The 26,627-nt window shown below is 54.0% G+C and carries 27 protein-coding genes; 14 read left to right on the forward strand and 13 right to left on the reverse strand.

Going from position 1 to position 26,627, the window contains the following annotated elements:
• The first annotated feature begins 116 nt into the window (after nucleotides 1-116).
• Together ABDW36_RS23760 and ABDW36_RS23765 are read left to right on the forward strand one after the other, a co-directional pair.
• A complete protein-coding gene (locus ABDW36_RS23760; RefSeq protein WP_343704432.1) occupies nucleotides 117-830 on the forward strand; it encodes an EcsC family protein in 714 nt (237 codons plus the stop codon).
• Between the two features lie 53 nt (nucleotides 831-883).
• Nucleotides 884-1,078 (forward strand): YwbE family protein, encoded by a 195-nt coding sequence (locus tag ABDW36_RS23765; RefSeq protein ID WP_123847427.1) that lies wholly within the window; start codon nucleotides 884-886, stop codon nucleotides 1,076-1,078.
• A 3-nt stretch (nucleotides 1,079-1,081) separates the two neighbouring features.
• On the opposite strand, the gene ABDW36_RS23770 is transcribed toward ABDW36_RS23765, so the two are convergent.
• Both ABDW36_RS23770 and proB read right to left on the reverse strand, forming a co-directional pair.
• Nucleotides 1,082-2,329: a glutamate-5-semialdehyde dehydrogenase gene (locus tag ABDW36_RS23770; RefSeq protein WP_343704433.1), complete on the reverse strand. Its 1,248-nt coding sequence runs from the start codon at nucleotides 2,327-2,329 to the stop codon at nucleotides 1,082-1,084.
• Between the two features lie 44 nt (nucleotides 2,330-2,373).
• Complete coding sequence (proB, locus tag ABDW36_RS23775; protein WP_343704434.1) at nucleotides 2,374-3,408, reverse strand: glutamate 5-kinase; 1,035 nt, start codon at nucleotides 3,406-3,408, stop codon at nucleotides 2,374-2,376.
• Nucleotides 3,409-3,514: 106 nt separating this feature from the next.
• On the opposite strand from proB, the gene ABDW36_RS23780 reads away from it, so the two are divergent.
• The 5 genes from ABDW36_RS23780 (at nucleotide 3,515) to ABDW36_RS23800 (ending at nucleotide 9,028) form a co-directional block, all read left to right on the forward strand.
• Nucleotides 3,515-5,944 carry an ABC transporter permease gene (locus tag ABDW36_RS23780; RefSeq protein WP_343704435.1) on the forward strand — a complete coding sequence of 810 codons (2,430 nt, stop codon included), beginning with the start codon at nucleotides 3,515-3,517 and terminating at the stop codon, nucleotides 5,942-5,944.
• Nucleotides 5,945-6,007: 63 nt separating this feature from the next.
• Nucleotides 6,008-6,721 carry a hypothetical protein gene (locus ABDW36_RS23785; protein ID WP_343704436.1) on the forward strand — a complete coding sequence of 238 codons (714 nt, stop codon included), beginning with the start codon at nucleotides 6,008-6,010 and terminating at the stop codon, nucleotides 6,719-6,721.
• Nucleotides 6,722-6,775: 54 nt separating this feature from the next.
• Nucleotides 6,776-6,934 (forward strand): hypothetical protein, encoded by a 159-nt coding sequence (locus ABDW36_RS23790; protein ID WP_343704437.1) that lies wholly within the window; start codon nucleotides 6,776-6,778, stop codon nucleotides 6,932-6,934.
• A 37-nt stretch (nucleotides 6,935-6,971) separates the two neighbouring features.
• Entirely contained in the window at nucleotides 6,972-8,258 is a 1,287-nt protein-coding gene (locus tag ABDW36_RS23795; protein ID WP_343704438.1) for an AAA family ATPase, read from the forward strand.
• The gene (locus tag ABDW36_RS23800; protein WP_343704439.1) at nucleotides 8,255-9,028 is read left to right on the forward strand and encodes a hypothetical protein; all 774 of its coding nucleotides are present in this window, start codon (nucleotides 8,255-8,257) and stop codon (nucleotides 9,026-9,028) included. Before ABDW36_RS23795 ends, ABDW36_RS23800 begins: the two co-directional genes overlap by 4 nt.
• A gap of 19 nt (nucleotides 9,029-9,047) precedes the next feature.
• On the opposite strand, the gene ABDW36_RS23805 is transcribed toward ABDW36_RS23800, so the two are convergent.
• Together ABDW36_RS23805 and ABDW36_RS23810 are read right to left on the reverse strand one after the other, a co-directional pair.
• Entirely contained in the window at nucleotides 9,048-10,649 is a 1,602-nt protein-coding gene (locus ABDW36_RS23805) for a PAS domain S-box protein (protein WP_343704440.1), read from the reverse strand.
• Nucleotides 10,650-10,713: 64 nt separating this feature from the next.
• Entirely contained in the window at nucleotides 10,714-11,271 is a 558-nt protein-coding gene (locus ABDW36_RS23810; protein WP_343704441.1) for a hypothetical protein, read from the reverse strand.
• Between the two features lie 169 nt (nucleotides 11,272-11,440).
• On the opposite strand from ABDW36_RS23810, the gene ABDW36_RS23815 reads away from it, so the two are divergent.
• On the forward strand, nucleotides 11,441-12,391 hold the full coding sequence (locus ABDW36_RS23815; RefSeq protein ID WP_343704442.1) for a helix-turn-helix domain-containing GNAT family N-acetyltransferase: 951 nt from the start codon (nucleotides 11,441-11,443) through the stop codon (nucleotides 12,389-12,391).
• Here the strand turns inward: ABDW36_RS23815 and ABDW36_RS23820 are convergent.
• Both ABDW36_RS23820 and ABDW36_RS23825 read right to left on the reverse strand, forming a co-directional pair.
• Nucleotides 12,378-13,550, reverse strand: a complete 1,173-nt coding sequence (locus ABDW36_RS23820; RefSeq protein WP_343704443.1) for a heparan-alpha-glucosaminide N-acetyltransferase domain-containing protein — start codon at nucleotides 13,548-13,550, stop codon at nucleotides 12,378-12,380. The genes ABDW36_RS23815 and ABDW36_RS23820 overlap by 14 nt on opposite strands.
• A 12-nt stretch (nucleotides 13,551-13,562) precedes the next feature.
• Entirely contained in the window at nucleotides 13,563-14,027 is a 465-nt protein-coding gene (locus ABDW36_RS23825; RefSeq protein ID WP_343704444.1) for a DinB family protein, read from the reverse strand.
• 92 nt (nucleotides 14,028-14,119) lie between these two features.
• Between ABDW36_RS23825 and ABDW36_RS23830 the strand changes: the two genes are divergently transcribed.
• The 4 genes from ABDW36_RS23830 to ABDW36_RS23845 all read left to right on the forward strand — a co-directional run bounded on the left by ABDW36_RS23830 (nucleotide 14,120) and on the right by ABDW36_RS23845 (nucleotide 19,752).
• Entirely contained in the window at nucleotides 14,120-15,757 is a 1,638-nt protein-coding gene (locus ABDW36_RS23830; protein WP_343704445.1) for a carboxyl transferase domain-containing protein, read from the forward strand.
• A 51-nt stretch (nucleotides 15,758-15,808) separates the two neighbouring features.
• Nucleotides 15,809-16,276: a ribonuclease HI gene (gene rnhA, locus ABDW36_RS23835; RefSeq protein WP_343704446.1), complete on the forward strand. Its 468-nt coding sequence runs from the start codon at nucleotides 15,809-15,811 to the stop codon at nucleotides 16,274-16,276.
• Between the two features lie 143 nt (nucleotides 16,277-16,419).
• Nucleotides 16,420-17,571, forward strand: coding sequence for an HlyD family efflux transporter periplasmic adaptor subunit (locus ABDW36_RS23840; protein ID WP_343704447.1), 1,152 nt, complete (start codon nucleotides 16,420-16,422; stop codon nucleotides 17,569-17,571).
• 3 nt (nucleotides 17,572-17,574) lie between these two features.
• Nucleotides 17,575-19,752 carry a peptidase domain-containing ABC transporter gene (locus ABDW36_RS23845; protein WP_343704448.1) on the forward strand — a complete coding sequence of 726 codons (2,178 nt, stop codon included), beginning with the start codon at nucleotides 17,575-17,577 and terminating at the stop codon, nucleotides 19,750-19,752.
• Nucleotides 19,753-19,860: 108 nt separating this feature from the next.
• Here the strand turns inward: ABDW36_RS23845 and ABDW36_RS23850 are convergent, their stop codons facing one another.
• The 6 genes from ABDW36_RS23850 to ABDW36_RS23875 all read right to left on the reverse strand — a co-directional run bounded on the left by ABDW36_RS23850 (nucleotide 19,861) and on the right by ABDW36_RS23875 (nucleotide 24,780).
• Nucleotides 19,861-20,277: an META domain-containing protein gene (locus tag ABDW36_RS23850; RefSeq protein ID WP_343704449.1), complete on the reverse strand. Its 417-nt coding sequence runs from the start codon at nucleotides 20,275-20,277 to the stop codon at nucleotides 19,861-19,863.
• 44 nt (nucleotides 20,278-20,321) lie between these two features.
• Complete coding sequence (locus ABDW36_RS23855) at nucleotides 20,322-21,455, reverse strand: hypothetical protein (RefSeq protein WP_343704450.1); 1,134 nt, start codon at nucleotides 21,453-21,455, stop codon at nucleotides 20,322-20,324.
• Nucleotides 21,456-21,593: 138 nt separating this feature from the next.
• Nucleotides 21,594-22,034: an SsrA-binding protein gene (gene smpB, locus ABDW36_RS23860; protein ID WP_343704451.1), complete on the reverse strand. Its 441-nt coding sequence runs from the start codon at nucleotides 22,032-22,034 to the stop codon at nucleotides 21,594-21,596.
• Nucleotides 22,035-22,130: 96 nt separating this feature from the next.
• Nucleotides 22,131-22,976, reverse strand: a complete 846-nt coding sequence (accD, locus tag ABDW36_RS23865; protein ID WP_343704452.1) for an acetyl-CoA carboxylase, carboxyltransferase subunit beta — start codon at nucleotides 22,974-22,976, stop codon at nucleotides 22,131-22,133.
• A 120-nt stretch (nucleotides 22,977-23,096) separates the two neighbouring features.
• Nucleotides 23,097-24,164, reverse strand: a complete 1,068-nt coding sequence (gene fbaA / locus ABDW36_RS23870; RefSeq protein WP_343704453.1) for a class II fructose-bisphosphate aldolase — start codon at nucleotides 24,162-24,164, stop codon at nucleotides 23,097-23,099.
• Between the two features lie 169 nt (nucleotides 24,165-24,333).
• Nucleotides 24,334-24,780: a Rieske (2Fe-2S) protein gene (locus tag ABDW36_RS23875; RefSeq protein WP_343704454.1), complete on the reverse strand. Its 447-nt coding sequence runs from the start codon at nucleotides 24,778-24,780 to the stop codon at nucleotides 24,334-24,336.
• A 175-nt stretch (nucleotides 24,781-24,955) separates the two neighbouring features.
• On the opposite strand from ABDW36_RS23875, the gene ABDW36_RS23880 reads away from it, so the two are divergent.
• A complete protein-coding gene (locus ABDW36_RS23880) occupies nucleotides 24,956-25,531 on the forward strand; it encodes a hypothetical protein (RefSeq protein WP_343704455.1) in 576 nt (191 codons plus the stop codon).
• Nucleotides 25,528-25,857, forward strand: a complete 330-nt coding sequence (locus ABDW36_RS23885) for a hypothetical protein (RefSeq protein ID WP_343704456.1) — start codon at nucleotides 25,528-25,530, stop codon at nucleotides 25,855-25,857. The genes ABDW36_RS23880 and ABDW36_RS23885 overlap by 4 nt, the downstream gene beginning before the upstream one ends.
• Here ABDW36_RS23885 and ABDW36_RS23890 read toward each other — a convergent pair.
• Nucleotides 25,836-26,627 carry a helical backbone metal receptor gene (locus tag ABDW36_RS23890; protein WP_343704457.1) on the reverse strand — a complete coding sequence of 264 codons (792 nt, stop codon included), beginning with the start codon at nucleotides 26,625-26,627 and terminating at the stop codon, nucleotides 25,836-25,838. The genes ABDW36_RS23885 and ABDW36_RS23890 overlap by 22 nt on opposite strands.

The following is a 26,627-nucleotide window of genomic DNA, read 5'->3' on the forward strand; positions in this document are numbered from 1 at the left end:
TATACACGGCTTATATACGATGGGACATCGAAGCGCTACCGAAGGAAGAACGGCGGTCCAGGGGGGAGAGAACGGATAGATATCGGCAAAAGCCCGTTTTTACGTATATTTCTCCCATGACGCACGAACAGCGGATGCGCGTGGAAATGGCGGTCTGGCAGCAAAAAATGCGCAAGCGGCCCAGTGTGGCAGACCGGCTCTCCAAGTCTGTCCAGAGCCGTATTAACCGCCTCATACCGGAGAAAGTGCACAATGCCATTACCGTTACCATCAAACAGATGGTGCGCGGGGTATTGTACGGTTCCACCTATACCGCGCCCAAACAACCTCAGTTTGCCTCCCTTTTTGACCTGGAAGAAGCGGTATTGCGCCGGGTGGACTTTTACCGGAAAACGGCCGCCGCAGAGGGCGGCATTACGGGGGCCGGCGGTATTCTGCTGGGACTGGCGGATTTTCCCATCCTGCTCAGCATGAAGCTCAAGCTCCTGTTCGACATTGCCACGTTTTACGGATTTGACGTGAAAGATTACAAGGAACGCCTGTACATCCTCTATATTTTCCAGCTGGCTTTCAGCAGCCAGCAGCACCGGCGCAAGGTGTTTGAACAGATCGTTGACTGGAAAGAGAAAAGCAAGCAGTTGCCTGACGATATCAATGAATTTGACTGGCTGAGCTTCCAGCTGGAGTACCGGGACCATATTGACCTGGCTAAAATAGGGCAGTTGCTGCCCGTGGTGGGCGCCGCCGTGGGCGTGGTGGTGAACTACCGGCTGGTAACCAGGCTGGGAGATACCGCCATGAACGCTTACCGGATGCGGGTGCTGGACTGACGCGGCCTGTTGCCCTGAAAAATGTAACTTTGCGCCTGCCTAAAATGCAAATCATGAACGGAAGGACCCGAAGCGATATTTACCCAGGCCTTGAAGTAGCCATCATTCTCAAAAAAGACCAGCGCAGCGGCAAGCTGACGTACGGTGTGGTAAAAGATATTCTCACCTCCGCGCCTTACCATTCCAGGGGCATCAAGGTAAGGCTGGAAGACGGGCAGATCGGGCGTGTGGCGCAAATTGAAGGCTAACGCTCAGCGTACCTGCCCGTCTCCGTACACCACCCATTTTTCTGTGACCAGTTTTTCCAGCGCAAAGGGCCCGCGGGCATGAAGCTTTTGCGTGGAAATACCAATTTCCGCGCCCAGGCCAAATACGCCGCCGTCTGTAAAACGGGTGGAAGCGTTCACGTACACCGCCGCCGCGTCCACTTCGTTCAGGAAGCGCTCGCTCAGGGCCGCGTTATTAGATATGATGGCCTCCGAGTGTTTAGAGGAATATTGACGGATGTGATCAAGCGCTTCATCAGCCCCGCTCACCACTTTCACGGAACATTTGAAATCCAGGAACTCCCGCCCGAAATCATCCGCCGTGGCATGCTGCAGCAGCGGGTAACCTGCTTGCTGAAGAATGCCATGGGCTTCTTCATCGGCAAATATCTCTACGTTGTACGCCGCCAGGGAAGGGGCCAGCAGCGGTAGAAAACCGGTGGCCACGGCCCGGTCTACCAGCACCGTGTCAAGCGCGTTGCAGACGGAGGGGCGGGATACCTTGGCGTTGGTCACAATGCGGCCGGCCTTTTCGAGGTCTGCCGTTTGCTCCACGTAGGTATGGCATACGCCCGCCCCGGTCTCGATCACCGGCACGCGCGATTCTGCGCGTACATAATCTATCAGTTGCTGGGAGCCGCGCGGTATCAGGATGTCTATGTACTTCACGGCGGTCAGCAGCTCGCCTACGTGCTTGCGGTCTGTGGGCAGCAGCTGCACTGCATCAGGGTTTACGCCGGCGTTTTGCAGGGCGGTTTTGATGAGGGCCACCAGGCAGGTGTTGGTATAAAATGCGTCTGTGCCGCCGCGCAGCACGCAGGCGTTGCCGGAGCGGAGGCAAAGGGCCGCCACGTCTACCGTTACGTTGGGGCGTGATTCGTAAATAACGCCCACTACGCCGAGGGGTACGGTTTGTTTGCGCACCAGCAGGCCGTTGTCCAGCTTCTTTTCGGATATTACCTGGTTGGCAGGGTCTGGCAGGGCCGCAATATCGTGCAGGCTGGCGGCCAGCCCCTGTATACGCTCTGCGTTGAGCAGCAGGCGGTCTTTCTTCGGGTCTGTGTCCGGCATCTGGTCAAGGTCTTTTTTATTCTCCTGCATGATGGCGGCGGTATTGGCTTCCAGGCTGGCAGCCAGGGCCTTCAGCAGGGCCTGCTTTTCAGCATCGGGCAGGGCCTTTATGGAGCGGCTGGCAAGCTGTGCAGCTTCCAGCATGGGTATGATAGATTCCATGGTTCTTGTGCTATTTTATGTCAGCAGCGGCATTTGGCCGGGTGCTATAACAATACGATCTCATCTGCGTGCGCCACTTCCAGTTTTTTGGCGCGGCCGTTCCCGTCCAGCATATCAGAAGATACTTTGGCGCGGGCCACGGCTATGACGTTGTTTTTCTCATCTGCAATTTCCACCACCTCACCGCGCTCAAACTTCTCTTGTACGGCGGTAACGCCTACTGCCAGCAGGCTGTGGCGCTTGCGCAGCGCCTCCTGCGCACCGGCGTCTACCAGCAGGCGGCCGGTTACCAGGCTGCCGCTGGCCAGCCACTTTTTGCGGGCAGGCATGCTGCAAGGCTGGGGCAGGCAGAGTGTGCCCGTTTTACCGGCTACCGCCAGCGGAATGCCGTTGGGGGTGCTGATGCCGAATATGACCACCCTGATGCCCATGCGCGTGGCCAGCCTGGCAAAAGTAAGCTTGGACACCATGCCGCCGAGGCCCAGGGATGATTTTTTCTTGTCCGCCAGTCCCAGCGCCGCCTCATCTATCACGTCTATCTGCGGCACAATATTGCCTTCCTTGTCCAGCACGCCCGCTACGGAAGTGCTGAAAAGCAGGAGGGAGGCGCCAAAGCCGACGGCTATGAGGGTGGCCAGCTCATCATTGTCTGAAAATTTCAGCTCCAGGTCGCTCACCACATCGTTCTCATTGGCAATGGGAATAATGCCGGAGGCCCACAGCTCCTCGTAGGTTTTTTTCAGCTGGAGGAACTGGTTGCGGTTGGAAAAGTGCGTGCGCTCGCACAGGCTTTGGGCAATGGCAATGCCGTATTGGGAAAAGTAGTGGGAATACCGGTTGAGCAGCACGGGGTTGCCGATGGCCGCTGCCGCCTTGCGTTCGCTGATGGTGCCGTTATAGGCCTTCAGCTGCTTTTTGCCGGCGGCTACCGCCCCGGAAGATACCAGCACCACGTTGTACTGGTCATGTATGGCGGCTACCTGTGCCGCTATGGCCGCTATCACATTTTCGTCCAGCTCCCCGTTTGCCAATGTAATAGACGCGGTGCCGAACTTTATGACGAGAATAGGTTTGTTCATTTGGGGCTAAAAATATAAAATTGATGTTGCATTTTCTGCATGGCGGCCAATTCCGGACGGGAACTGTCCGTTTCCGGACAAACGCGGCAGGGCGTAAAATGCTGCAATGCAGGCCAGTAGCCACCTGCGTGAAATGGCAGCGTTCTTGCTGAGGGCATTGCCAGTAAAAGCCATGACCATGTTGCTGAACTATCTTAAAGTAGCCTGGAGAAACCTGCGCAAGAACAAGGTGTTTTCCCTCGTGAACATTGCCGGCCTCACCCTGAGCATGATAGCTTCCATGCTGATCTTCCTCTGGATCATGAATGAGCGCAGCTATGACTCTTTTCTGCCCGGCGCAGACAGGGCCTACCGCCTGGTACAGCACCAGCAGCTGGACAATGGCGTGCTCTTCAGGTCTGCCGCGTCTCCTGCGCCTTTGCCCGGTTTTCTGAAAGAACGTTATGCCGGTATTACCGAGTTTACCCGCGTACGGCCCAACAACCAGCAGCAGCTGTTCTCCTACAAGGAAACCAGGTTGTATGATAACATCACTTATGTAGACTCCACCTTCTTTACCGTTTTCCCCTTCCCGATGCTGCAAGGCGATCCCGCCACGGCGCTGGTGGAGCCCAACTCCGTAGTGCTCACCAAAAGCACGGCGGAAAGGTACTTTGGCAAGGAGGAAGCGCTGGGCAAAACCCTGCTGCTGAACAATATGGAGCCATACAAGGTAACCGGCATACTGGAAGACCTGCCGGCCAATACCCATTTTTCATTTACTGTTTTGCTGCCCTTCCGCCAGCTGTACCTCAAAAACTGGGGGCTTGACTGGAACAATAATTATTACTACGGCTACTTTCAGCTGGCGCCAGACGCAGATCCCGCCGCGCTCTCCGCAGCCATTTCAGCATATGCCAAAACCAATGATGATCTGGCCGATATCTTTTTCCTGCAGGCGGTAAAAGACATTCATCTTCATTCCAGCCTTGACATAGACCTTTACGGTTCCTCCAAGGAACGTTCCCAATACGTGCGCATTTTCTGGATAGTGGCCCTGCTCATCATCTTTATTGCCTGCATCAACTTCATGAACCTTTCCACCGCCCGCTCCGAAAAACGGGCCAAGGAAATAGGGCTGCGCAAAACCATCGGCGCCAACCGCAGCAGCGTAATAGGGCAGCTGCTCAGCGAGTCCCTGCTGTTTGCCATCATGGCTTATATATTGGCGCTGGCGGCCGTTTACCTGCTGCTGCCTTCTTTCAATAATATGGTAGACAAAAAACTGGAGCTGGGCTTGCAGCAATGGCCCTTGCTGCTGGCTTTCTTCGGCGGCGCAGTGGTGATAGGCCTGCTGGCCGGGAGTTATCCTGCCGTTATATTAAGCAGCTTTCAGCCTATCAAGGTGTTGAAAGGCACCTTCAGCCCGGGCAAAGGCGGCGTGTATTTCCGGAGAACGCTGGTGGTGGTGCAGTTTGCCGTTACCGTTATACTCATATTAGGCACGCTGGTGATATACCGGCAGTTCAACTATTTCATGAACAAAAACCTGGGCTACGCAAAAGACCAGCTGATCTACGTGCCCCGCCAGGGAAACATCTCCAAAAACTATAACGCCTTCAAACAGGAGCTGCTGCGGCATCCGGAGATTGCCAATGTTACCACCTCTTCAGATATTCCCACCTATACGGTACACCTCTGGGGCGGCTTTGACTGGGATGGTAAAGACAAAGATGCCCGCACGCAACTGTACTGCTACACCGTAGGGTTTGATTTTATTGAGACCATGGGCTTTACCATGAAGGAAGGCAGGAGCTTTTCCGTACAGCACCCGGCAGACTCTTTCAACTACGTGCTGAATGAGGCCGCAGTGAAATTGACCGGGCTGAAAGACCCGGTGGGCAAACGTTTTAAGCTGGGAGATCTCCAGGGCTCCATTATCGGCATCGTGAAAGATTTCAACTTCAAGTCCCTGCACCAGAAAATTGAGCCGCTCGTGATCCGCATCAATCCCTGGTGGGACGACTACCATTTTGTGAGGATCAAAGGCGGCCATACAGAAGCGGCGCTGCAGCTCGTGGAAAAAACATGGAAACAGTTCAACCCCGGTTATCCCTTTGCCTATAACTTTGTGAATAAGGATTACGCCAACCTTTACGAGTCTGAAAAACGGATGGGCGCCATCTTTAACTACTTCGCCGCTTTTGCATTGTTCATAGCCTGCCTCGGCCTGTTCGGGCTCATTTCCTTCCTGGCTGAAAAAAAGAGCAAGGAAATAGGCATCCGCAAGGTACACGGGGCTTCCGTGTCCAACATATTGCTGCTGCTGTCTAAAGAGTACATCCGCTTGCTGCTGGCGGCCTTCTGCATCAGCCTGCCGCTGGGCAGCTACCTGCTGCAGCAATGGCTGGCGCGCTTTGCGTTTCATATCAGCATGCCGTGGTGGCTGTACGTGCTGCCGGGACTGATAGTAATGCTGGTGGCCCTGCTTACGGTAAGCGGGCAGGTGCTGAGAGCGGCACGGCAAAACCCGGTTACGAGTTTGAAAGTGGAATAAGCCCGCAAAGCCACCGCCGGAGAGAAATTTTGCTAATTTGCGCCTTGAAACCAATGATGTCACATGCCCTTTACCGAACAGGAAATACTGGCGCAACTGGACGCGGCTGCGGCCAATTACACCTTTCCCATGCTGGACAACGGGTACCTGTTTCATGGGGACCAGCAGCTCACGCTCTTCCGTGACAGCCGCCGCTGGGCCATGCTGATTGAAATAATAGCCTGGAACAACCGGCTGCCCGGCCTTGACGGGTTAATGACCATTGCCTACACATACGGCAACTGCATCAATGGCCCGGCGGTAGACAATGATCATTTTTTCGGCTTTGCGGCAGACAATGAGCTGCCGGCTTTCCCCGAAGGATCAGGCGGCTGCCTGGGCCCGCAGGCACACAGCATACGGGTCAGGAACAGTGTGATACCTATCAGAAGAGATGCCGCGCATTACGCAGCCAGGGGCATCCAGCTGGAAGCGGACGGTAGCATCCATTACGCGGCCTTTATGCGGGGCCTGCTGCCGGAATACGCCCGTCATTTCTGGGTAACCCGCGCGGAAATAGCGCACAAACTGCCGGCAGACCTGCCGGAAATATTTACCATGGCCGCCTGGTATCACCCTGACGTTGCAGGAGAGGAGCTGCCCGGCCATACGGAGACCTTCCGGCAGTTGGCCCGCGTGCTGGCTACCGGCAAGGCAGCGGCTTACCAGCCCACCGTGCTGCCTAACACCCATTGGGCCAACTGGCCGGATGGGGGCGGGTTTGATGAAGCCGTGTGAAAAACCCGGCCGCATTTGGAAAGTTTCCCGGAAAAACGTTAATTTTGATGTATTATGACCATCAAACTACTTGATAATAAAACCTTGAAGGTACAGAACAGGACGCTCTTGCCTGTGAGCCAGAAAAAAGGTTCGGTGGTGGAAATCAATGGTAAAAGATACCGGATCTTCCATCCATCTGTTATTGAGATGTTCAAGGACAAGTGGCCCTGAACCGTTTTCCCTCTTTTGATCCATAATTCCTTTTAATTTGACGCCTGGCGCTTATTTCCGTTCCCTGCACATAGACAAGGTATGCTGCTTCGGGAAAGATTCCCTGCTGAACCTCACTGACGAACAGGGCAAGTGGAAACAATGGACGGTTATCCTTGGGGATAACGGCACCGGCAAAACCACCCTGCTGCAATTGCTGGCAGCTTTCCAGATGACGAAAGACCAGGTGAACAACGAAGCCGGTTTTTCTCCCTCCGGCATGCCGCAGAAAGACTTCAGCGGCAAGCCAGACAGGCTGCTGGCCACCCTGGTGTCAGCCCGTTTCAATTTCACAACAGATACTTACGAAGATGATGCCGTACTGCTCATGAAAGGCTTTGTGCAGATGGGCATGAGCTGGCATAGCGATAAAGCCTACGAGCACATCCAGTGCTTTGGGTACGGCGCCAGCCGCATGACAGGCAACGCCGCCCTAACAGATACCCCGCCGGGCAATGCCGCATCATTGTTCAACGAATACGTAACGCTGGTGAACGCGGAGGAGTGGCTGCTCCAGCTGGACTATTCCGCCAACATCCCCTCCGAAGCGCAAACCCTGGCCATTGAGCGCCGCAACAAGGTGAAGCAGATACTGATAGGCCTGCTGCCCGATGTGGAAGACATCCGCTTCACCACGCCCACCGTAGAAAAGCTGATGCCCGGCGTAGAGTTTCTCACGCACCTGGGCTGGGTACCCCTGCACCACCTGAGCCTGGGCTATAAATGCATGGTGGCCTGGCTGGCGGATTTCGCCTACCGCATGTTTGAGCGCTACCCGGATTCTCCCAATCCGCTGGAAGAGCCGGCCATTGTGCTCATAGACGAAATAGACCTGCACCTGCATCCCAAATGGCAGCGGAAGATATTTGACTTCCTGGGCCAGACCTTCCCCGCCACGCAGTTCATTGTAACCGCCCACTCGCCGCTGATAGTGCAGTCTGCGCCGCATAACGCCAACCTCGTGTTGCTGAAAAAGCAGGGCAGCGAAGTGGTGATAGATCAGAATGTAGACAACGTGCGCAACTGGCGCATAGACCAGATACTTTCCAGCGAGCTGTTCGAGCTGCCTTCCCGCAACCAGGAAGTAGAAGAAAAGCTGGAAAGAAGAAGGGCGCTGATAGGTCAGAAAACGCTCACGCCGCAGGAGCAGCAGGAGCTTGACCAGCTGAACGCCTATGCTGAAACCCTGCCCTATGCAGAATCGGAACTGGACATCAGGGCCAGGAACATTGTAAGGGAAGCCGCGGCCATGCTCCAGGCGCGGCAAGCAAAAAAAGACAAATGATCAGGATCTCCAAAGCTTTGTTACCCGTTCCCCCCGCATTGCAAACTGCCGGCCTGGCAGAAAAGAAAGTACTGGAAGCCGCCTACGATGCCGGTACCCGCAGCTTCATTTTCAAGAAGAACATTTACGCAGACAAAGACGTAAAAAACGCGCTGATTGCCGTACAGCACTACAAATGCTGCTTTTGCGAGTCAAAGATCGGGCATATAGACGACGGGGACGTAGAGCATTTCCGGCCCAAAGCAGCCTCCCGCCAGGCAGCGGGCGCGCCTTTCATACAACCCGGTTATTACTGGCTGGCGTACCATTGGGACAATCTTTTCCTGGCCTGCGCCCGCTGCAACCAGCGGCATAAAGGCAACCTGTTCCCCCTGCAAACGCCCGGAACACGGGCGCTCTCGCACCTGCATAGCATTGAGGAGGAAGACCCGCTTTTTATTCATCCCGAACATGATGACCCGGCGGCGCATCTTACTTTTGACAACGAAAACATCATCCCTTTCCATAACAGCGAGCGCGGCCGCGCCACCATTGAAGGCCTGCGGCTGGACAGAACGGAGCTTACGCAACACCGTGCGGAAATGCTGAGCGTGGTAAAATCGCTGCAAGACGTGATCGCTATTTTTCCTGACGATGAGCCCGCGCTCTGGCAGGAAGCAGTGAGAATATTGCAGCTTCAGCAGCAGCTGCACACACTGGAAGACCATCAGTATGCAGGCATGTTCAGGGCGTATTTCAGCAAACACCCGGCGCCGGGAAGCACTGCCTGAGCATACGTTTTGTATCAACTCAGCCCAGCGGGAGCCGGATGTAAAACGTACTGCCCTTGCCGGGCGCGCTTTCCGCGCGGATGCTGCCCTGGTGGTTCTCCACTATCTTTTTGCAGAGCGCAAGCCCTACGCCGGTGCCGTTGTATTTGCCGCGATTGTTGAGGCGGTTGAAGATGTGAAATATCTTGTCTGCATATACCTGTTCAAAACCGATGCCGTTGTCCCTGAACGTGATAGTAGTGTGCCCGTCTTCCGTATGTGCCTGCACGTTGATCACCGGCGGCCGGTCACTGAACTTCATGGAGTTGCTCAGGAGGTTGCGGAACAATTGTTTGATCTGCGTGGGAATGCCCCTGATCACCGGCAGCGGCTGTACATGGACCGTGGCGCTGGTTTGTTCTATCATCAGGTCGAATTCTGCAAGCACTTCATCGAAGAGCCCGTGAAGGTCTGTGGGAGCATGCTGGTCATTGTGGGCCGTAAGGCGGGAGTAGTGCAGCACATCTTTGATCAGCGCGGCCATTTGCCTGGCAGATGCCCTGATCTTCTGCAGGTACCGCAGCTGTTCTTCAGTAAGGGTGCTTTCATTGTCTGCGATCAGTTCGGAAAAGGTGAGTATTTTCCGGAGCGGCTCCTGCAGGTCGTGACTGGCAATGTAGGCAAACTGCTCCAGGTCATGGTTGGATTTCTGCAGCCGGCTATTGAGCAGCACCAGCTCATGCGTACGCTCGCGGATGATCTGCTCCAGCATGTTCGTGAACTTTTCTTCCTTTTCCCTGAGTGCTCTTTCTGCTTGCCGCTGAGAGGTAATATCCCGGGCAATTTTGGAAGCGCCGATGATTTTGCCGGCTTTATTGATAATGGGGGAGATGGTGACGGATATATCCAGCAGGCGGCCGTCTTTGGTCACCCTTTGGGTCTCGAAATGGTCAATGCGCGCCCCGGCGCTAATGCGGCGCAGTATCTCCGGTTCCTCCTCCAGCCGTTCCGGAGGGATGATCCTGGTAATGGGCTGGCCTACCATTTCGGCGGCCGTATAGCCAAAAATACGCTCTGCGCTCTTGTTCCAGCTGGTAACGATGCCGTTGAGCGTTTTACTCACAATGGCGTCATCTGAAGAATTGATGATGGCGGCAAGGTAAGCGCTCTGCTCTTCAGACACCTTGCTGTCCGTAATATCAACCAGCAGGTTGGTGGCGCCTATGAACCTGCCTTCACTGTTAAAAACGGGTTGGGGGAAGGGCTGTATGAAACGGCGGGTGCCATCCGGTCTTTCCACGATTATTTCGGCGCCCGTTACAGCTGTTTGCTCCTGAAGCGCTACAGCCATAGGGCATTCATCAAGCGGCAACGGACTGCCGTCTGTTTTGAAGATTTTCCAGGAGCCGCACCACTGGTCTTTCCCGATTTCCGGGCTGCGGCCCCATAATGAGGCGGCTGCGTCGTTGTAAAAAGTAATGTACCCCTGCGCGTCACAGGAGTAGACAGCTGCAGGTAAGGCCTGCACCAGCTGGCGGTAGCGTTCTTCACTTTCGCGGAGGGCCTCCCTGATCGTTTCTATGGAACGGTTCACATCTTCAGGACCAACGGCACTTTTATCTATTGGAAACGGATCGAACATAAGATGGTTTTAGTACTGTCGCAAATGGGAATAAGCCTCGTACTAAAATAGTAAAAAAAACGCGTTACCATTGCAGCCCAAGCTGGAAATTAATCTTAACAACAGTAGCGTATTGGCCGTCCAGCACGGCAACAGGCGTAATGCCCAGGCAGAGCCCCCAGTGGCCATGCTCTCCAAACCCGCGCTGCAGGCCGTAATTCACCAGCAAACCGGCGCCCGGATATACCGGCGGCGGGTATAAAGTTGAATTGCCGAACCTGGTCTCTGTTGCTTTTACAAAAGGTTCCACAGAGAAGAAATTGCCGGAGAAACGCTGAACGGATTTGCCCTTTTCCACCCGCCTCGCCATGTTATAGTACCATCTGAGCTCCGCAGAGGGTACATACGCCACGCTGCCGCTGGTGCCCAGGGAGCTGGATGCGCTGAATTGCGCTACCGCATCTATTTTAGCCACCAGTGAAGCATTGCGGCTCAGCCTGTTTTCCATATGTACGTTCAGCGAGGGCAAAAAAGGCAGGCCCAGCTGTACGCGGTACGTTCTTTTCGGGAACTCCTGCGCCTGAAGGGAATGGGCTGCTGCAAAAAAGCAGAAGGATAATAGAAGTACAGGGAACCATTTCATGGGGCGCAAATTAAAAATGTTCCCCGGCCGGCCACCTGTTTTTCTACGAACTGTTGTTTTTAATGCCTGAACGGCCTGAAAAACACACGGAAATAACAAGTTGCTAAAGTCAAATAAAATAGTTGACAAAATCAACTATTTATAATATTTTGGTGGTAAAATCCGCTTTATGACACAGGAACAGGAGGCCACCATGATAGCCAACATCCGCCAGTTCAACCGTTTTTATACCATGCAGCTGGGCCTGCTGCAGCAGCATGTTTTTGATAGTGAATACTCCCTTACGGAGATGCGTGTGATATACGAGATCCATTTCAACCACCAGACTACGGCTACGGGCATACGGGAAGCTCTCAATATAGATGCCGGTTACCTGAGCCGCCTGCTCCGGAATTTCGAGAAAAAAGGGCTGGTCATCAAACACCCGCTCCCGGAAGACGGCCGCTCCAGCTACCTGCAGCTCACGGCCCGCGGTAAAAAGCTGATGGCGCAGATGAACGAGCTGTCAGACATGCAGATCAGGCAGATGCTGGCAGACCTTTCCGTTGAGCAGCGCCGGCAGGTGGGCCATGCCATGAACAAGGTGCGCTGCCTGTTGAAAATGCCAGGAGGGCGGCCGCGCCTGGAAGATGTGGAGATACGCCATGGCCTGCAGCCGGGAGATATTGGAGACATTATCCGGGTGCACGGACAGGTATACGCGGAAGAATACCAGTACGATCTGCGTTTTGAACAGTACGTAACAGAAACGCTGCACGAGTTCCTGCAAACCTACAACCCCGCCAAAGACCGCGTATGGCTGGCCAATTGCTTCGGGGAGCTGGCCGGCATGATTGCCATTATTCACAAAGGCCGCGGCCGCGCCCAGCTGCGCTGGTTCCTCATCAGGCCGGAGTTCAGGGGCATAGGCCTGGGCAGGGCGCTCATGCAGGAAGCCATGGATTTTTGCCGCGCACAGCGTTTCAGGGAAGTATACCTGCTCACCACCAACCAGCAGCAAACCGCCGCCGGCATTTATTTGAAAGCAGGGTTTGTAAAAACTGCGTCTACCCCGGAGCACCTCTGGGGCCAGGATGTGTATGAGGAACGTTACGAGCTGAAAATGCCTACAGGTAGCTGAGCCACCATTGCCGGTGCGTTTGTTTGTATTGGGAGTACCAGCGGCAGGGGCGGTACAATACGGCCACTACGGCTATCCAGATCAGGTACACCGCCCACAGCGGGTAACCGAAAGCGGGCGGCCTGAAAAGGAACAGCTGGTTGGGTGTTACAATATCGTTCACACCATACCCGCTGATAAAAAACGCCACTACACACAGCCCGTGTATCAGGTAAAAGTGCAGGATGTAATAGAAGAAGGGAACGCTGCCATATACCTTGGCCACTTCCGTAACGCGGTTGCGCGTATGTTCCAGCACCGCCAGCATCAGCAGGCCCGGCCCGATGGTGGCGCAGGTATACAGCAGCGAAGGCGGGTATTTCTCCACGTTCATAAATGCATAAAAAGAACCCGCCCAGGGGTCAGGGTCGCCATAAATATTCCAGCCGCGCAATACAACAAAAACGGCCAGCATGGCAATGCCGGTAATAGTGAGCAGCTTCTGCCTGCGGCCGGGGCTCACATCTGCCTCAAACACCCGGCCAAGCCCGTAACCCAGGAGCATAATGCCCACCCAGGGCAGGAAAGGATAGATCACGATCACCCCGTGGCCGGGGAATAATTCGTAAAAGTTATACCGCGTCTGGTGCGCAAATTCCCACAGGGCGCCGGGCTGAAAACCGGGGCGGGCCTGCACATAGTCCAGCAGGTTATGCCCGGCGGCAATGAGTATGCCCAGGCCCAGCACAGCCTGCCAGGGCAGCCACACCAGCAGCGCCAGGAACAGGAAGCCGATGCCGATGGCCCATATGACCTGCAATATCATAACATTGAGGAGCGGGTTGAAGGTAAGCGCCAGAGACACTACCGTTACTTCTATCAGTATCAGCCACAAACCCCGCGTGAGCAGAAAGCGGCTGATTTCCGCCGTGCTCTTGCGGGTATGCATCAGGCGTACGGAAAGGCCGGAGAGCAATACGAACAATGGTGCGCAGAAGTGGGTAACCCAGCGGGTGAAATACAATATGGGAGTGGTGGTCTGGGCGTCAAGCGGGTCTTGCGTCATGGCGGATACATGGAAAAAATCACGCACGTGGTCAAGCGCCATAATGATCATGATCAGCCCTCTCAGCACATCTACGCTGTACACGCGCCCGCGGGACAATTGGGGTGCTGGCATATTGATGGTTTGTTATTGTATCACATGCTTCCTGAGCAGCACTATCTGGCCCAGGTGATAAGCTGCATGCTGCAAAACGCCCTGGATGTAATAATGGGCGTTGTGCTGTGTTTCCGGCACGGGCGTATACAGCTTCTCTTCCGGAAAGTTACGGATTGTTTCCACCATTTGGGTAATGGAATGTTCCAGCCGCTGCAGGGTAGCCTGCCAGTTATTTTCGCCATGGTTCTCCGGCAGGTAGAAATCAGGCAGATCGCCTTCCTGTTCCGGCTTTTCGCCTTTCAGTTTGCGTGTCACGTTCTGGTGCCAGAAAATGATGTGGTTCACCAGCTCCCAGATGTTATGGCTCTGGCCTATGCGGCGGGTGGCCTGCTCCGCATCCGTTTCCTGCAGGTGTTCAAGAAAGGTCACATCCAGCCAGGGCGTGCCGTGGTAGAGATGCTGGAGAGACTCCGATAAAACAACGAGTGTGGACATGACTATTAGGTTTAGTGGCTGATGTTCCATTCACAATTAACAGGCCATTCCCCCATTTTTCCCTTATTTTTAGTCAAATTAAATACCACTTTATGGAGCAACAGCAACTGGAATTTAATAAAAATGAGGATACGATGCGCAGGCTGCTCAGCACAATGAAACAAAGGCTGGCGGTCATAGAGCAGGGGGGCGGGAAAAAAAGCCTGGAAAAGCTCAGGCAGCGGGGCAAATTGAGCCCCCGGGAACGGATCAGTTATCTTATAGACAAAAATACCATCTTTACGGAAATAGGGGCTTTTACGGCGTATGACATGTACGCGGAACATGGCGGCTGCCCGGCGGGCGGCACCGTGGCGGGACTGGGTTATGTCAGCGGCCGCCAGTGCGTAATAGTAGCCAATGACATGACGGTTAAGGCCGGGGCCTGGTTTCCCCTCACCGGCAAAAAGAACCTTCGCCTGCAGGAAATTGCCATGGAAAACCGGCTGCCTGTTATTTACCTGGTAGACAGCGCCGGGGTGTACCTGCCTATGCAGGACGAAATTTTCCCCGACAAAGAGCACTTCGGCCGCATTTTCCGCAACAACGCCCGCATGAGCGCCATGGGCATTACCCAGATAGCCGCCGTAATGGGCAGCTGCGTAGCCGGCGGGGCTTACCTGCCTATCATGAGTGACGAGGTGCTGATGGTGGAAGGCAACGGCTCCATCTTCCTGGCAGGGCCCTACCTGGTGAAGGCGGCCATTGGGGAGGAAGTGGATGCGGAGACCCTGGGCGGCGCCGTTACACACACAGAAATTTCCGGCATCGCGGATTACAAGTTCAAAACAGACCAGGAATGCCTTGACAGGATCAAAGACATTGTGGCCCGCCTGGGGCACAATACCGGCGCAGGTTTTGACCGCATTGCACCGGTGGCGCCGCTGAAGCCCGCGGAGGAGCTGTACGGCATCATCCCGGAAGACGGCAGCAAATCTTATGACGTGCATGAAGTGATAGCCCGGCTCACAGATGGCGGGGTGTTTGATGAATACAAGCAGGATTACGGCAAAACCATCCTCTGCGGCTACGCGCGCATAGACGGCTGGGCGGTAGGCATTGTGGCCAACCAGCGCAAAATGGTGAAAAGCAAAAAAGGCGAGATGCAGATGGGCGGCGTTATTTACAACGACAGCGCAGACAAGGCCGCGCGTTTCATCATGAACTGCAACCAGAAAAAGATACCGCTCCTGTTTTTGCAGGACGTTACGGGTTTTATGGTGGGCAGCCGCAGCGAGCACGCCGGAATTATTAAAGACGGCGCCAAGCTGGTGAACGCGGTGGCCAATTCTGTAGTGCCGAAGATCACTGTGATCATCGGCAACTCTTACGGCGCGGGCAATTACGCCATGTGCGGCAAGGCGTACGACCCGCGCTTCATTTTTGCCTGGCCCAATGCCAAAATAGCGGTAATGGGCGGAGAGCAGGCCGCCAAAACGCTGCTGCAAATACAGGTGGCCTCCCTCAAAGCCAAAGGTGAAACCATTTCTCCAGAAGAAGAAAAGAACCTGTTGAAAAACATCACCGACAAGTATAACGCGCAAACCACGCCGTACTATGCCGCGGCGCGCTTGTGGGTAGATGCCATCATAGACCCTGCACAAACGCGGCAGGTAGTGGCGGAATGCCTGGCAGCAGCCAATCATGCGCCGGTGGAGGAAACGTTCCGCATGGGGGTGGTGCAGGTGTAGGTTTTCACCGTTATTCCCTTATTTTTGCGCCTTAACAAAAACAGACAGGCATTGGCAGCAACGCAGCAATTGATCATTTATACAGACGGTTCGGCAAGAGGGAACCCCGGCAGGGGCGGTTATGGCGTGGTATTGATCTGGGGGGCCGTGCGCAAGGAGCTGTCTCAGGGCTACCGCATGACCACCAATAACAGGATGGAGCTGCTGGCGGTGATCGTTGCGCTGGAAGCGCTGACCAAAGAAGGCCTGAACATTACCATCTATACAGACAGCCAGTATGTAGTGAACGCGGTGGAAAAAGGCTGGTTGTGGAACTGGGTGAAGATCGGTTTCAAGGATAAAAAGAACCGCGACCTGTGGGAGCGTTTCATTCCCCTCTACAAGCGCCACCGCATCCGTTTTCAATGGGTGAAAGGGCATGCCACCAACCCGGAGAACAACCGCTGTGACCAGCTGGCCACGGAAGCCGCAGACGGCGGCCACCTGCTGGTAGACGCCGGGTACGAGCGGGGAGAATAGCATACAATTTTTTCTCACAGATGTGACAAACCATATATCATTATTCAATAATAAATTGTAAATTGCCCTTACGTCTTTAAGCAATTTTTGCTTGTTAACCATTTGAACCGTCAAGCATCATTTTTCATTTTTGAAATTTGTTCATGCCTCAGCTATTTCCAGTAGAGGTCATTGAGCAATCTGCATTCACGTGGCTGCCACGGGTGCGGGTGCGTACTCAATTGATCTACACAACGGTTCTTGTGGCGGTGCTGCTCAGCCTCATAGCGCTGCCTTTCATTAAAGTGGATGTGTCCGTCAAGTCTGCCGGCATTATACGCCCGGTAACGGAGAAGAACGAGCTGCGCAGCCTGGTGGCCGGTACCATTGCGGAAGTGCTGGTAACGGAAGGGCAGCATGTAGAAAAGGGCCAGCTCATCCTGCGCCTGCAGGAAGACATCAGCAACAGCAAATTATTGCAAACCTCCTTTGAACTGAAACAGCGGGAAACCTATGTGAACGATCTGGCGCGCCTGGCCGCCGGCGGCGGGGGCGGCGGGCTGCAGTCTGCCCTGTACCAGCAGCAGTACAGCCGCTTTGTATCTTCCCTCAACGAGCAGCAGGCCACCATGCGCAAGCTGGAAAGTGACCTTGACATGTACAGGAAGCTGTTTGCAGACAAGGTGATAGCCGAAAAAGAACTGCGTGACAAGCAGTACGAGTATGACAAGGCCAAAGCGGCCTACAGCCTGGCCGTACAGCAGCAGCGCAGCGCCTGGGCGGAAGAGCTGAGCCGTTACCGGCTGGAAAGCAACCGCCTGCAGGCAGATGCAGACCAGCTGGAAAAACAGAAGGAATGGAACCTGATCAAAGCGCCGGTAAGCGGCACGCTGCAGGAGTTCAACGGTAAGTACGCCGGGGGCTACATACAGGTGGGAGAAGCCATCGGCATCATTTCGCCAGATTCCAACCTGGTGGCGGAATGCCTGGTATCTCCCAAAGACATCGGCTACCTGCGTGCAGGCATGCCCGTTAAATTCCAGGTAGATGCCTTTAATTATAACGAATGGGGAACGGTGAACGGTACCGTGCAGAGCGTAGATAATGACTTCACCCTGGTGGAGAACCAGCCGGTGTTCAAAGTGAAATGCGCTTTTGCCGCCACAGAGCTGCAAACCGCCGGCGGCGTGAGAGGCACGCTCAAAAAAGGCATGACCTTGCAGGCCCGCTTCATACTCACGCAACGCAGCCTGTTCCAATTGTTGTATGACCGCGCGGACGACTGGGTGAACCCTAATACCGCAGGAAAAAAATAGACCATGTCCACTACCGCAAGACTTAAAAAAAGCGCCCGCATACGCCAGCGGGATATCAGCGACTGTGGCGCCGCCTGCCTGGCGTCTATTGCCGCGTATTATAATTTGCAGATGCCTGTTTCCCGCATCCGGCAACTGGCCGCTACAGACAGCAAAGGCACCAACGTGCTGGGCGTTGTGGAAGCGGCCGCCAAGCTGGGTTTCCAGGCTAAAGGCGTGAAAGGCCCCTTCGAAGCGCTGTTCAATATACCCAAACCCGCCATTGCCCACGTCATCATCCGGGAAAAGCTGCATCACTTCGTGGTGATATACCGCGTTACCAAAACGCAGGTGGTGGTGATGGACCCGGCAGACGGGCAGTTCCATAAAATGAGCCACGCGGAGTTCAAAGCCATCTGGACCAACGTGCTGGTACTGCTCATGCCGGGAGAGGAGTTCAGGCCCGGCAACGAAAAGGTGTCTCACCTGCAGCGCTTCTGGTACCTGCTGCGGCCTCACCGCTCCGTGGTGCTGCAGGCCCTGTTCGGCGCCATTATCTACACCGTGCTGGGTTTGTCTACTTCCATTTACGTGCAGAAAATTGTAGACAACGTGCTGGTAGAAGGCAACAAGAACCTCCTGAACCTGCTGGGCACCATCATGCTGCTGATACTGGTGCTGCAAATGTTCGTAGGGCAGCTCAAAAGCGTATTTGCCCTTAAAACCGGCCAGCAGATAGACGCCCAGCTGATACTGGGCTACTACAAACACCTGCTGCGCCTGCCTCAGCAGTTTTTTGACACCATGCGCGTAGGGGAGATCACTTCCCGCATCAACGATGCGGTGAAGATCAGGGTGTTCATCAACGATGTGGCCATAGGCCTGGTAGTGAACGTATTTATTGTACTGTTCTCTTTCGGCCTGATGTTTACCTATTACTGGAAGCTGGCGCTCATAGTGCTGTGCATACTGCCCGTATACGCCCTGATCTACTGGATCAGCAACCAGGTCAACAAAAAAATGCAGCGCCGGCTCATGGAAGACAATGCGGAACTGGGCAGCCAGCTGGTGGAATCTCTCAACTCCGTGGCTACCATCAAACGTTTCGGGCTGGAAGAATATGCCAATATCAAAACGGAATCGCGCTTCGTGAAGCTGCTGAGATCTATCTTTTCCGCTTCCATGACCAATCTCGGCATTGGCACGGCCGGCGGTTTCATTACCAGCGCCTTTGTGGTGATACTGCTCTGGGCGGGTTCCTATTTTGTGCTTGACCGGCAGCTGAGCCCCGGCGAGCTGCTGAGCTTCTACGCCATAGTAGGTTATTTTACCGGCCCTGCCATGGCCCTGATAGGGGCCAACAGGAGCATGCAGGACGCGCTTATTGCGGCAGACCGTCTTTTCGAGATCATGGACCTGGAGCAGGAAGAAACCGCCAACAAGGTGCGGCTGGCGCCCGAGGAAGTAGGCAACATCCAGTTCACCAACGTGTCTTTCCGGTATGGCACCCGCGTGGAGGTGTTCCGCAATTTTAACCTGCAGATACCCCGCGCCCGCATTACCGCCGTAGTGGGAGAGAGCGGCTCCGGCAAAAGCACGCTGATGGCGCTGCTGCAGAATATTTACCCGCTGCAGTCCGGCAGTATCCAGATAGGGAACATAGATATCCGTTATATAGACCACGAAAGCCTGCGCCGCCGCGTAAGCGTAGTACCGCAGCAGATAGACCTCTTTGCCGCCACAGTGCTGGAAAACATTGCCGTGGGAGAATTTGAGCCAGACATGCAAAGGGTGCTCCGCATTTCCGCGCAACTGGGCATCCTCCACTTTATAGAAAAACTGCCGGAAGGTTTCAACACTCCCCTGGGAGAACACGGCGTCAACCTCTCCGGCGGGCAGCGGCAACGTATTGCCATTGCCCGCGCGCTCTATCGCAACCCGGACATATTGATACTGGATGAAGCTACTTCCTCTCTCGATTCCGTGTCTGACCAGTATGTACAGGAAGTGATGCAGCAGCTTCGGGATGAGGGCAAGACCATCATTGTTATTGCTCACCGCCTCAGCACAGTGATGCATGCAGACAAGATAGTGGTGCTGCAGGACGGGGCCATTGCAGAAGAAGGCACCCATCCTGAACTGCTGGGTAACAACGCGGTGTATTCCCGGTTATGGCAACACCACCAGGCGCTGCCTATATAAACTTTGTGCAGCATCAGTTACAGGGGATGCTGCAGATCAACCATACGGGACAGAAAAAAAGGGTGCAACGCGTTGTTGCACCCTTTCATGTATGGGTTAGTAAGCAGTTTATTTTGCAATGAACTTGGCCAGGGGCGTAGCGTCCTGGTTCAATACCAGGAAGCCTTCGGTCACTTTCCAGTTATTTACCTTGTCTACTATCTGGAGGAATTTGCTTTCCACGCTCATGTCTGCACAGGCCATTTTGGTGGCGGCCAGCGGGGAAAAGGTCAGCTTGTCTGCGGAAACGGTGAATTTCCCGAAAATATTGTTGCAGCCGGCGGAGCCGCTGATGCGCTGTTCCATCTTGTTAAAAGTAAATTCCGCAGGGCGCTGGAGTTTGGTGGTATCTACCGTTTGCCCCTGCACTTCTACGAGGCGCCAGGTTTTATACAGGTCTTCTTCATTGTTGGTGGCCACCGGTTTAGGCGTGCTGCAGCTTGTTGCAAATGCAAGAGCGGCAAAAAAGGCCAGGTATTTTTTCATGTTGTTCATTTTAATGTTTGTATAACAATCTCAATGCCGGAAAGTTAATACCGGCTGTAAAAAGAGCGAAGATCGCCGGCCAGCCGGTCATAAATGGGGCGTGTCAGCTCCATAAAGAGATCTTGCGGCGGCGGTGGCGGAACATCGCGGCCGCCTATCAGCGCGCGGTCTGCGTCGCTGAGGGCGCGCTCGTCCCCGCGGTAGGTGCCGAACTGGTTTTGCCAGGTGAAAGAGCCGGGCACCCTGTCTTGCCGCAACACCTGGTTGGCATTTACATCAGTGATACGGTAGTCCAGCAGGCCGCTGGAGGCCACTGTCTTTTTGGTGATGTAAAGTGTAGCCTTCACGGTAATATCTACCATAATGGCTTTGCCGGTAGAGTCTTTTTTATTGCCGGGCACCGAGATCACTTTGGATACTTCACGCTGGTAGCGGTCTACAAAGGTCTGGCCCACCATAAAGTCCATAAACCGCAGCTCCATGTACTGGTCCGGGCGGAAATCCCGCTCTCCCCGCACGCGGCGCTCGTCATAGAACTTTACGAAGTTATTGATCTGGCGCTGCTCCAGGTTGCGCACCAGCGCATCCCTGAACTGGTCTGCGGAAAACTGGAAATAGGGGGAGCGTACGTCTATTTCGCTGATCACCACGTTCACCAGCCCAATGGCATACGCCTCTTCCCGGAGGCGGGCCGCGTCTTTGTAATTGGGCGTGAGGCGGAGGGCGGCGCTGAACTCCTCATACGCTTCGCGGGCGCTTTGTTTGGTGCCCTGTTCCAGCAGTTGCAGGCCTCTTTCGTAACGCGCTTCAGAAGCGTTTTCCTGCGCGCCGGTGATGGCGGCGGAGTAATCTTTCGGCTTTACCACACCCATGGCCGCGGGAGATGAACGGATGGTATTGTATAGCGATTGCATGGCGCGGTATTCTACCCGTACGGATTCCCATTTCAGGTCATCATTGGAAGCCAGGGCCTGCCTGGCACGGCCCTCATGGTAATCCATAGCGGCCTGGTAGGCACGGGGCAGCAATTGCAGTGAGGTGGCGTCTGCAGGCCGGCGTTGCAGCTTTTTCACAAAAGCTTCTACGGCAACGCCGTAACGGCCCTGGTTGTACAATTTTTCCCCTGATTTGCAGGCAAACAGGGTGAGGATGAAAAAGAGGGGCAGGTATCGGAACATGGTCAGGCGGAATTACGTGATAAATAGTTATGCATGATTTAACAATAAGGCTTACGGTTTTTCATATCAACAGGCAAATGGAATGCCGGAAATAATAGCGGGCGGGGATTGGGGTAGTACGTTTGCCGGAACATGGCGTCAGAGTTTGAAATTCCTCCGCAGCTCACGGTCTGCTTCGCGCTGCTTGATGCTATCCCGCTTGTCATGCAGCTTTTTCCCTTTGCCCAGGCCTATTTCCATTTTGGCCAGTCCTTTATCATTGATGAATATACGAAGGGGAACGATGGTATAGCCTTTTTCCTGCAGTTTTTTCTCCATTTTCTTCAGCTCCTTTTTCTGGAGCAGCAGCTTGCGCTCCCGCAAAGGGTCGTGGTTGGCATAAGAGCCATGAGAGTATTCGGCAATGTGCAGGCTTTTAACGTAGAGCTCGCCTTTGGAAAAATAGCAGAAGCTGTCGTTAAAGCTCACCTTGCCGCTGCGGATGGACTTGATCTCGGTACCGGTCAAGGCCATACCGGCGACGTATTTATCTTCTATCGCAAACTCGAAATATGCTGATCTGTTCTTTAATTCTGCCATTACGCCACAAATATAAGGGGCTGACGCACAGCAGGAGCAGGGTGGTAAAAAAAACGGCCTGTGTCTCCTTGTTTGTCAGCCCCCGGAAGAGGTATTTTAGTTTTTGAACAGTTCCAGTAAGGTACCCAGCCTGCTCTTCAGCTCCTTGCGGTCCAGGATGAAATCAAGGAAGCCATGTTCCAGCAGGAACTCCGCGCTCTGGAAACCTTCGGGGAGGTCTTTCTTGATCGTTTCCTTGATCACCCTTGGCCCGGCAAACCCGATGAGGGCGCCCGGTTCTGCGGTATTGATATCTCCCAGCATGGCATAAGAAGCGGTAACGCCGCCAGTGGTAGGGTCAGTCATCAGGGAGATGTAGGGCAGGCCGGCATCTGCCAGCTGGGTGAGCTTGGCGGATGTTTTGGCCATCTGCATCAGGGAGAAGGCGCTTTCCATCATGCGCGCCCCGCCAGATTTGGAAATGATCAGCAGGGGCAGGCGGTTGGCAATGCAATGGTCTATGCTGCGGGCAATTTTTTCGCCTACTACAGAGCCCATAGAGCCGCCAATGAAGTTGAAGTCCATACAGGCCACCACCAGCCCGTTGCCGTTCACCAGGCCGGCGCCCACGCGCATGGCGTCTGTCAGCCCCGATTTTTTCTGTGCCTCCTTCAGCCTGGCATCGTAGGGCTTCAGGTCATTGAAGCCCAGCATGTCTTTAGGGTAAATATTGGCAAAGAGCTCTTCAAACTCGTTATTATCAAAGATGATCTCAAAATACTCCGGTGAATTGATGCGGTTATGAAAGTTACATTTGTCGCACACGTACAAATGTTCTTTCAGGTCTTTCATGGTGGTCGTTTTCTTACAATTCGGGCATTTGTGCCATAAACCGTCCGGCGCCTCTTTCTTCTCACTGGTAGTGGTGGAAATACCCTGTTTAATTCGCTTAAACCAGCTCATACTAGATTTTGTACTAAAATTAGATTAAAGAATAGTGGTGCAAGATACGATAAAATTAAACTTTTCCGTAAATCAAAAGCCCCCCGGTGTATGCGGGGGGCTTTTGGTCCGGTAGTCTGATTATGCGTTGCGGTTAATGCAGTTGAGGTCTGTAAAGGCCTCTTCCAGCCGTTTTACAAAGGTTTCTTCCCCTTTGCGCAGCCACACCCGCGGATCGTAGTATTTTTTGTTGGGTTTGTCAGCTCCTTCAGGATTACCCAGCTGGGCCTGCAGGTAGCCTTCCTTGGCTTTGTAATAATCCAGCACGCCTTCCCAGAAAGCCCATTGCATGTCGGTATCAATGTTCATTTTGATAACGCCGTAGCCCAGGGTTTCATTGATCTGGTGCTTGGGAGAGCCGGAGCCGCCGTGGAACACGTAGTATACGGGTTTTTTGCCGGTATTAAATTTTTTCTCAATAAAATCCTGGCTGTTTTTCAGGATCTCGGGGCGCAGCTCCACGTTACCGGGGCTGTACACGCCGTGAACGTTGCCGAAAGCGGCGGCCACGGTGAAGCGGCTGCCTACCTGGCTGAGTGTTTCGTAAGCATAGGCCACGTCTTCAGGCTGGGTATACAGCAGTGAGTTTTCCACGCCGGAGTTGTCTACCCCGTCTTCCTCGCCGCCGGTAACGCCCAGTTCAATTTCGATGGACATGCCCAGTTTATTCATTCTTTCGAAATAAGCTTTGGAGATCTCGATGTTTTCATGGATGGGCTCTTCAGAGAGGTCCAGCATGTGGGAGCTGTAGAGCGGCTGGCCGGTCTCTTTTTTGAACTTTTCGCCGGCGGTGAGCAGGCCGTCAATCCAGGGCAGCCATTTTTTGGCGGCATGGTCTGTATGCAGCACTACGGGAACACCATAATATTGCGCCACTTCATGCACGTGTTTGGCGCCGGAGATACCGCCGGCAATATTGGCCTGCAGCTTGTCATTGGGCATACCTTTACCGGCAAAGAACTGGGCGCCGCCGTTAGAAAACTGGATAATAACCGGGGAATTCACTTTGGCGGCCGTTTCCAGCACGGCATTCACAGAATTGGTGCCTACCACGTTCACTGCGGGCATGGCAAATTCATTCTCCTTGGCATCTTTATAGAGCGCTTCCAGCTCTTCACCGAATAATACACCGGCTTTGTACTTTCCCATAGACGTTAAAATGTTTAATTTTTAAAGGAAAGCAAATATAGGCATTTCAAAATTTGCATTTTCGCAAGATTTGGGGTTCTTTTTTAAAACATTTAAAAACCGGGTACGTTCCTCAACAGGAAAAACCGCCCGCCATGGCCGGCGGAGCGGTTTTTTCCTGTTCAAACACTTATTTCACTGTCAGCGTGGTGCCGTTCACTTCAACGGTGTATTTGGCCAACGCCGTGGTGGCGGGGCCGTTGCTCACGGTACCGTCCAGGTTGAACTTGCTGCCGTGGCCGCAGGCGCTGCCGCATTCTATTTTGCCGCCCGAAACACCGGAAAGGGTGCAGCCCATATGGGTACAAGTGCTGGTAAAGGCGGCAAAAGACGCCGCGGCGTTGCCGGTGTTGGTACGTACCAGAACCACTCCGTTGCTGATGATGGCGTCTCCCACATTCGGGATCTGTGTGGCCAGGTTAACGGTCAGCTTGGCGCCAGGGCCGGGACCAGGGCCCGGACCGGGACCGGGACCAGGCGTGGGATCGTCCCCTTTACCGCCGCAAGCCGCCAGTCCGCCCGTACAGGCAATAGCAAGGGTAATGCCCATGCTGGACAAAAAGTTTCTTCTTTCCATAATTGAGTGGTTTAGTTTTTTCGCGTTTTTTTGAAAGGGACCGGTTTTTCAGAATAGGGTACGGGGGAGGAGGTGATGGGGTTGCTTTGAATGGTGGGCAAGTCGGAAATTTGTTATGAATTTGCATGAAACGTGCTATAAAATTCATGCACATTTCATGTGAAGCCGACTGAAAATGAAACAGTTAGAACTTTTGAAAGAAAAATTACAGACCGGCGAGGTATATCGCCGGAGTGATGTTGCCAGGTGGTCAAAGTCTGTAGACCGTGACCTCCAGAAGCTGGTAGATGAAGGTGTGTTGGAAAAACTTTCCCAGGGAATGTACTATGTTCCTGCCAAGAGTGTTTTTGGCAATACGCCGCCTAAAGATGAGGTAATTGTCAAAAGGTTTTTGAACAACGATAAATTTCTGATCACTTCACCTAACTTATATAATACGCTTGGTGTTGGAACAACCCAGTTGTATAACTTCAAAAAAGTGTATAACCGGAAACGCCACGGGTATTACCAATTTGGGAACCAAAAATTTTTCTTTCTGGTCAAGCCTGACTTTCCCGACCGGTTATCACCTGAATTCTTATTGGTAGACCTGATGAATGACCTTGATGATTTGGCGGAAGACCAGGTTGCCGTGAGAGCAAGCGTGTCAGCAAAAGCTGTAGAAATGGACGCTTCCAAACTTCGCGAGGCAGTTAACAGGTTCGGCTCCATTAGCACAAAAAAATTCTTTCTGCCGCTGATCTCGCAATGATGTATTTACATGATCACCCTGAATTTGCCGGCTTGCTCCGGATTCTCAATGAACAGACGGGCATAGACGAGTATTGTTTGCTTGCGGATGAGCGGGTTCGGGCATTTATTGGAACAGAGACCTATCAGCAGCATAAGCAATTAAGGTTTCCGAAAGAAGACCAGGCCATTGCTATCAACGCCAACGAAGCTTTCCTGTTGAGTGACCCTGGTATCCGGCAACGGTTCGCTGACCGGTATAATTCTACGCGTGGGTTATACTACCAGGGCCAACCTGCATTTTCTGATATTCTGGCCCGCATTCATCAATATATCGATTTGCTGTAAAGCCCCGCTATCAGCTCGCCAAAATACCCCGGCGCATACATTAGCCGGCTGCCATACCAGGAAAACATTTCCCCGTCCACCAGCAGCACTTCCGCATCAGGCAGGTATTCCTGTATTTCAGCTATATGTTTTTCCCGGAAGGGGTATGGCTCGCTGGAAAGCAGCACCAGCCTGCAACCGCTGGCAGCCAGCTGCGCCAGGCCCAGCGTGGGGTAACGGGGCAGGTCTGCAAACACGTTGCGGAAACCGCAACGGTCCATCATTTCATTAATAAAAGTATCGCCGCCGGCCACCATCCAGGGGTTGCGCCAGATAAAATATGCGGCGGGCACGGGCGCGGCCAGGGGCTGCAGCTCCCGGAAGCCGTTCTCTATCTGCCGGCGGATGTCTTGCGCGGCGGCCTGCCGCTGCAATATGTCTCCCAGGCTGGTTACCATGCGGCAGGCGTCATCCAGCCCGTGAATATCGCTCACCCATACGGGAAAGCTTGTGGCCAGGGCTTCTATCTGTTCCTTTTCATTTTCTTCCCGGTTGGCAATAACAAGGTCTGGCTGCAGGGCGGCAATGCGCTCCAGGTCAAGCTGTTTAGTGCCGCCTACGCGGGTAATGCTGCGGAACCATGCAGCCGGGTGCACGCAGAATTTGGTGATGCCTTGCACCGTGGCGCCCAGGTGATAGAGCAGCTCCGTTTGAGAAGGCACTACGGATATGATGCGTTGCGGAGGAGCCGGTATCTCCACGGCGCGGCCTAACTGATCGTGGTACAACAT

Source organism: Chitinophaga sp., from assembly GCF_039596455.1.
Taxonomy (GTDB): Bacteria; Bacteroidota; Bacteroidia; order Chitinophagales; family Chitinophagaceae; genus Chitinophaga.

Coding starts and splice junctions, on each gene's coding strand:
- ABDW36_RS23760 (WP_343704432.1), top strand. CDS start 117: ATGACGCACGAACAGCGGATGCGCGTGGAAATGGCGGTCTGGCAGCAA.
- ABDW36_RS23765 (WP_123847427.1), top strand. CDS start 884: ATGAACGGAAGGACCCGAAGCGATATTTACCCAGGCCTTGAAGTAGCC.
- ABDW36_RS23770 (WP_343704433.1), bottom strand. CDS start 2,329: ATGGAATCTATCATACCCATGCTGGAAGCTGCACAGCTTGCCAGCCGC.
- proB (WP_343704434.1), bottom strand. CDS start 3,408: ATGAACAAACCTATTCTCGTCATAAAGTTCGGCACCGCGTCTATTACA.
- ABDW36_RS23780 (WP_343704435.1), top strand. CDS start 3,515: ATGCAGGCCAGTAGCCACCTGCGTGAAATGGCAGCGTTCTTGCTGAGG.
- ABDW36_RS23785 (WP_343704436.1), top strand. CDS start 6,008: ATGCCCTTTACCGAACAGGAAATACTGGCGCAACTGGACGCGGCTGCG.
- ABDW36_RS23790 (WP_343704437.1), top strand. CDS start 6,776: ATGACCATCAAACTACTTGATAATAAAACCTTGAAGGTACAGAACAGG.
- ABDW36_RS23800 (WP_343704439.1), top strand. CDS start 8,255: ATGATCAGGATCTCCAAAGCTTTGTTACCCGTTCCCCCCGCATTGCAA.
- ABDW36_RS23805 (WP_343704440.1), bottom strand. CDS start 10,649: ATGTTCGATCCGTTTCCAATAGATAAAAGTGCCGTTGGTCCTGAAGAT.
- ABDW36_RS23810 (WP_343704441.1), bottom strand. CDS start 11,271: ATGAAATGGTTCCCTGTACTTCTATTATCCTTCTGCTTTTTTGCAGCA.
- ABDW36_RS23815 (WP_343704442.1), top strand. CDS start 11,441: ATGACACAGGAACAGGAGGCCACCATGATAGCCAACATCCGCCAGTTC.
- ABDW36_RS23820 (WP_343704443.1), bottom strand. CDS start 13,550: ATGCCAGCACCCCAATTGTCCCGCGGGCGCGTGTACAGCGTAGATGTG.
- ABDW36_RS23825 (WP_343704444.1), bottom strand. CDS start 14,027: ATGTCCACACTCGTTGTTTTATCGGAGTCTCTCCAGCATCTCTACCAC.
- ABDW36_RS23830 (WP_343704445.1), top strand. CDS start 14,120: ATGGAGCAACAGCAACTGGAATTTAATAAAAATGAGGATACGATGCGC.
- ABDW36_RS23840 (WP_343704447.1), top strand. CDS start 16,420: ATGCCTCAGCTATTTCCAGTAGAGGTCATTGAGCAATCTGCATTCACG.
- ABDW36_RS23845 (WP_343704448.1), top strand. CDS start 17,575: ATGTCCACTACCGCAAGACTTAAAAAAAGCGCCCGCATACGCCAGCGG.
- ABDW36_RS23850 (WP_343704449.1), bottom strand. CDS start 20,277: ATGAAAAAATACCTGGCCTTTTTTGCCGCTCTTGCATTTGCAACAAGC.
- ABDW36_RS23855 (WP_343704450.1), bottom strand. CDS start 21,455: ATGTTCCGATACCTGCCCCTCTTTTTCATCCTCACCCTGTTTGCCTGC.
- smpB (WP_343704451.1), bottom strand. CDS start 22,034: ATGGCAGAATTAAAGAACAGATCAGCATATTTCGAGTTTGCGATAGAA.
- accD (WP_343704452.1), bottom strand. CDS start 22,976: ATGAGCTGGTTTAAGCGAATTAAACAGGGTATTTCCACCACTACCAGT.
- fbaA (WP_343704453.1), bottom strand. CDS start 24,164: ATGGGAAAGTACAAAGCCGGTGTATTATTCGGTGAAGAGCTGGAAGCG.
- ABDW36_RS23875 (WP_343704454.1), bottom strand. CDS start 24,780: ATGGAAAGAAGAAACTTTTTGTCCAGCATGGGCATTACCCTTGCTATT.
- ABDW36_RS23880 (WP_343704455.1), top strand. CDS start 24,956: ATGAAACAGTTAGAACTTTTGAAAGAAAAATTACAGACCGGCGAGGTA.
- ABDW36_RS23885 (WP_343704456.1), top strand. CDS start 25,528: ATGATGTATTTACATGATCACCCTGAATTTGCCGGCTTGCTCCGGATT.
- ABDW36_RS23890 (WP_343704457.1), bottom strand. CDS start 26,627: ATGTTGTACCACGATCAGTTAGGCCGCGCCGTGGAGATACCGGCTCCT.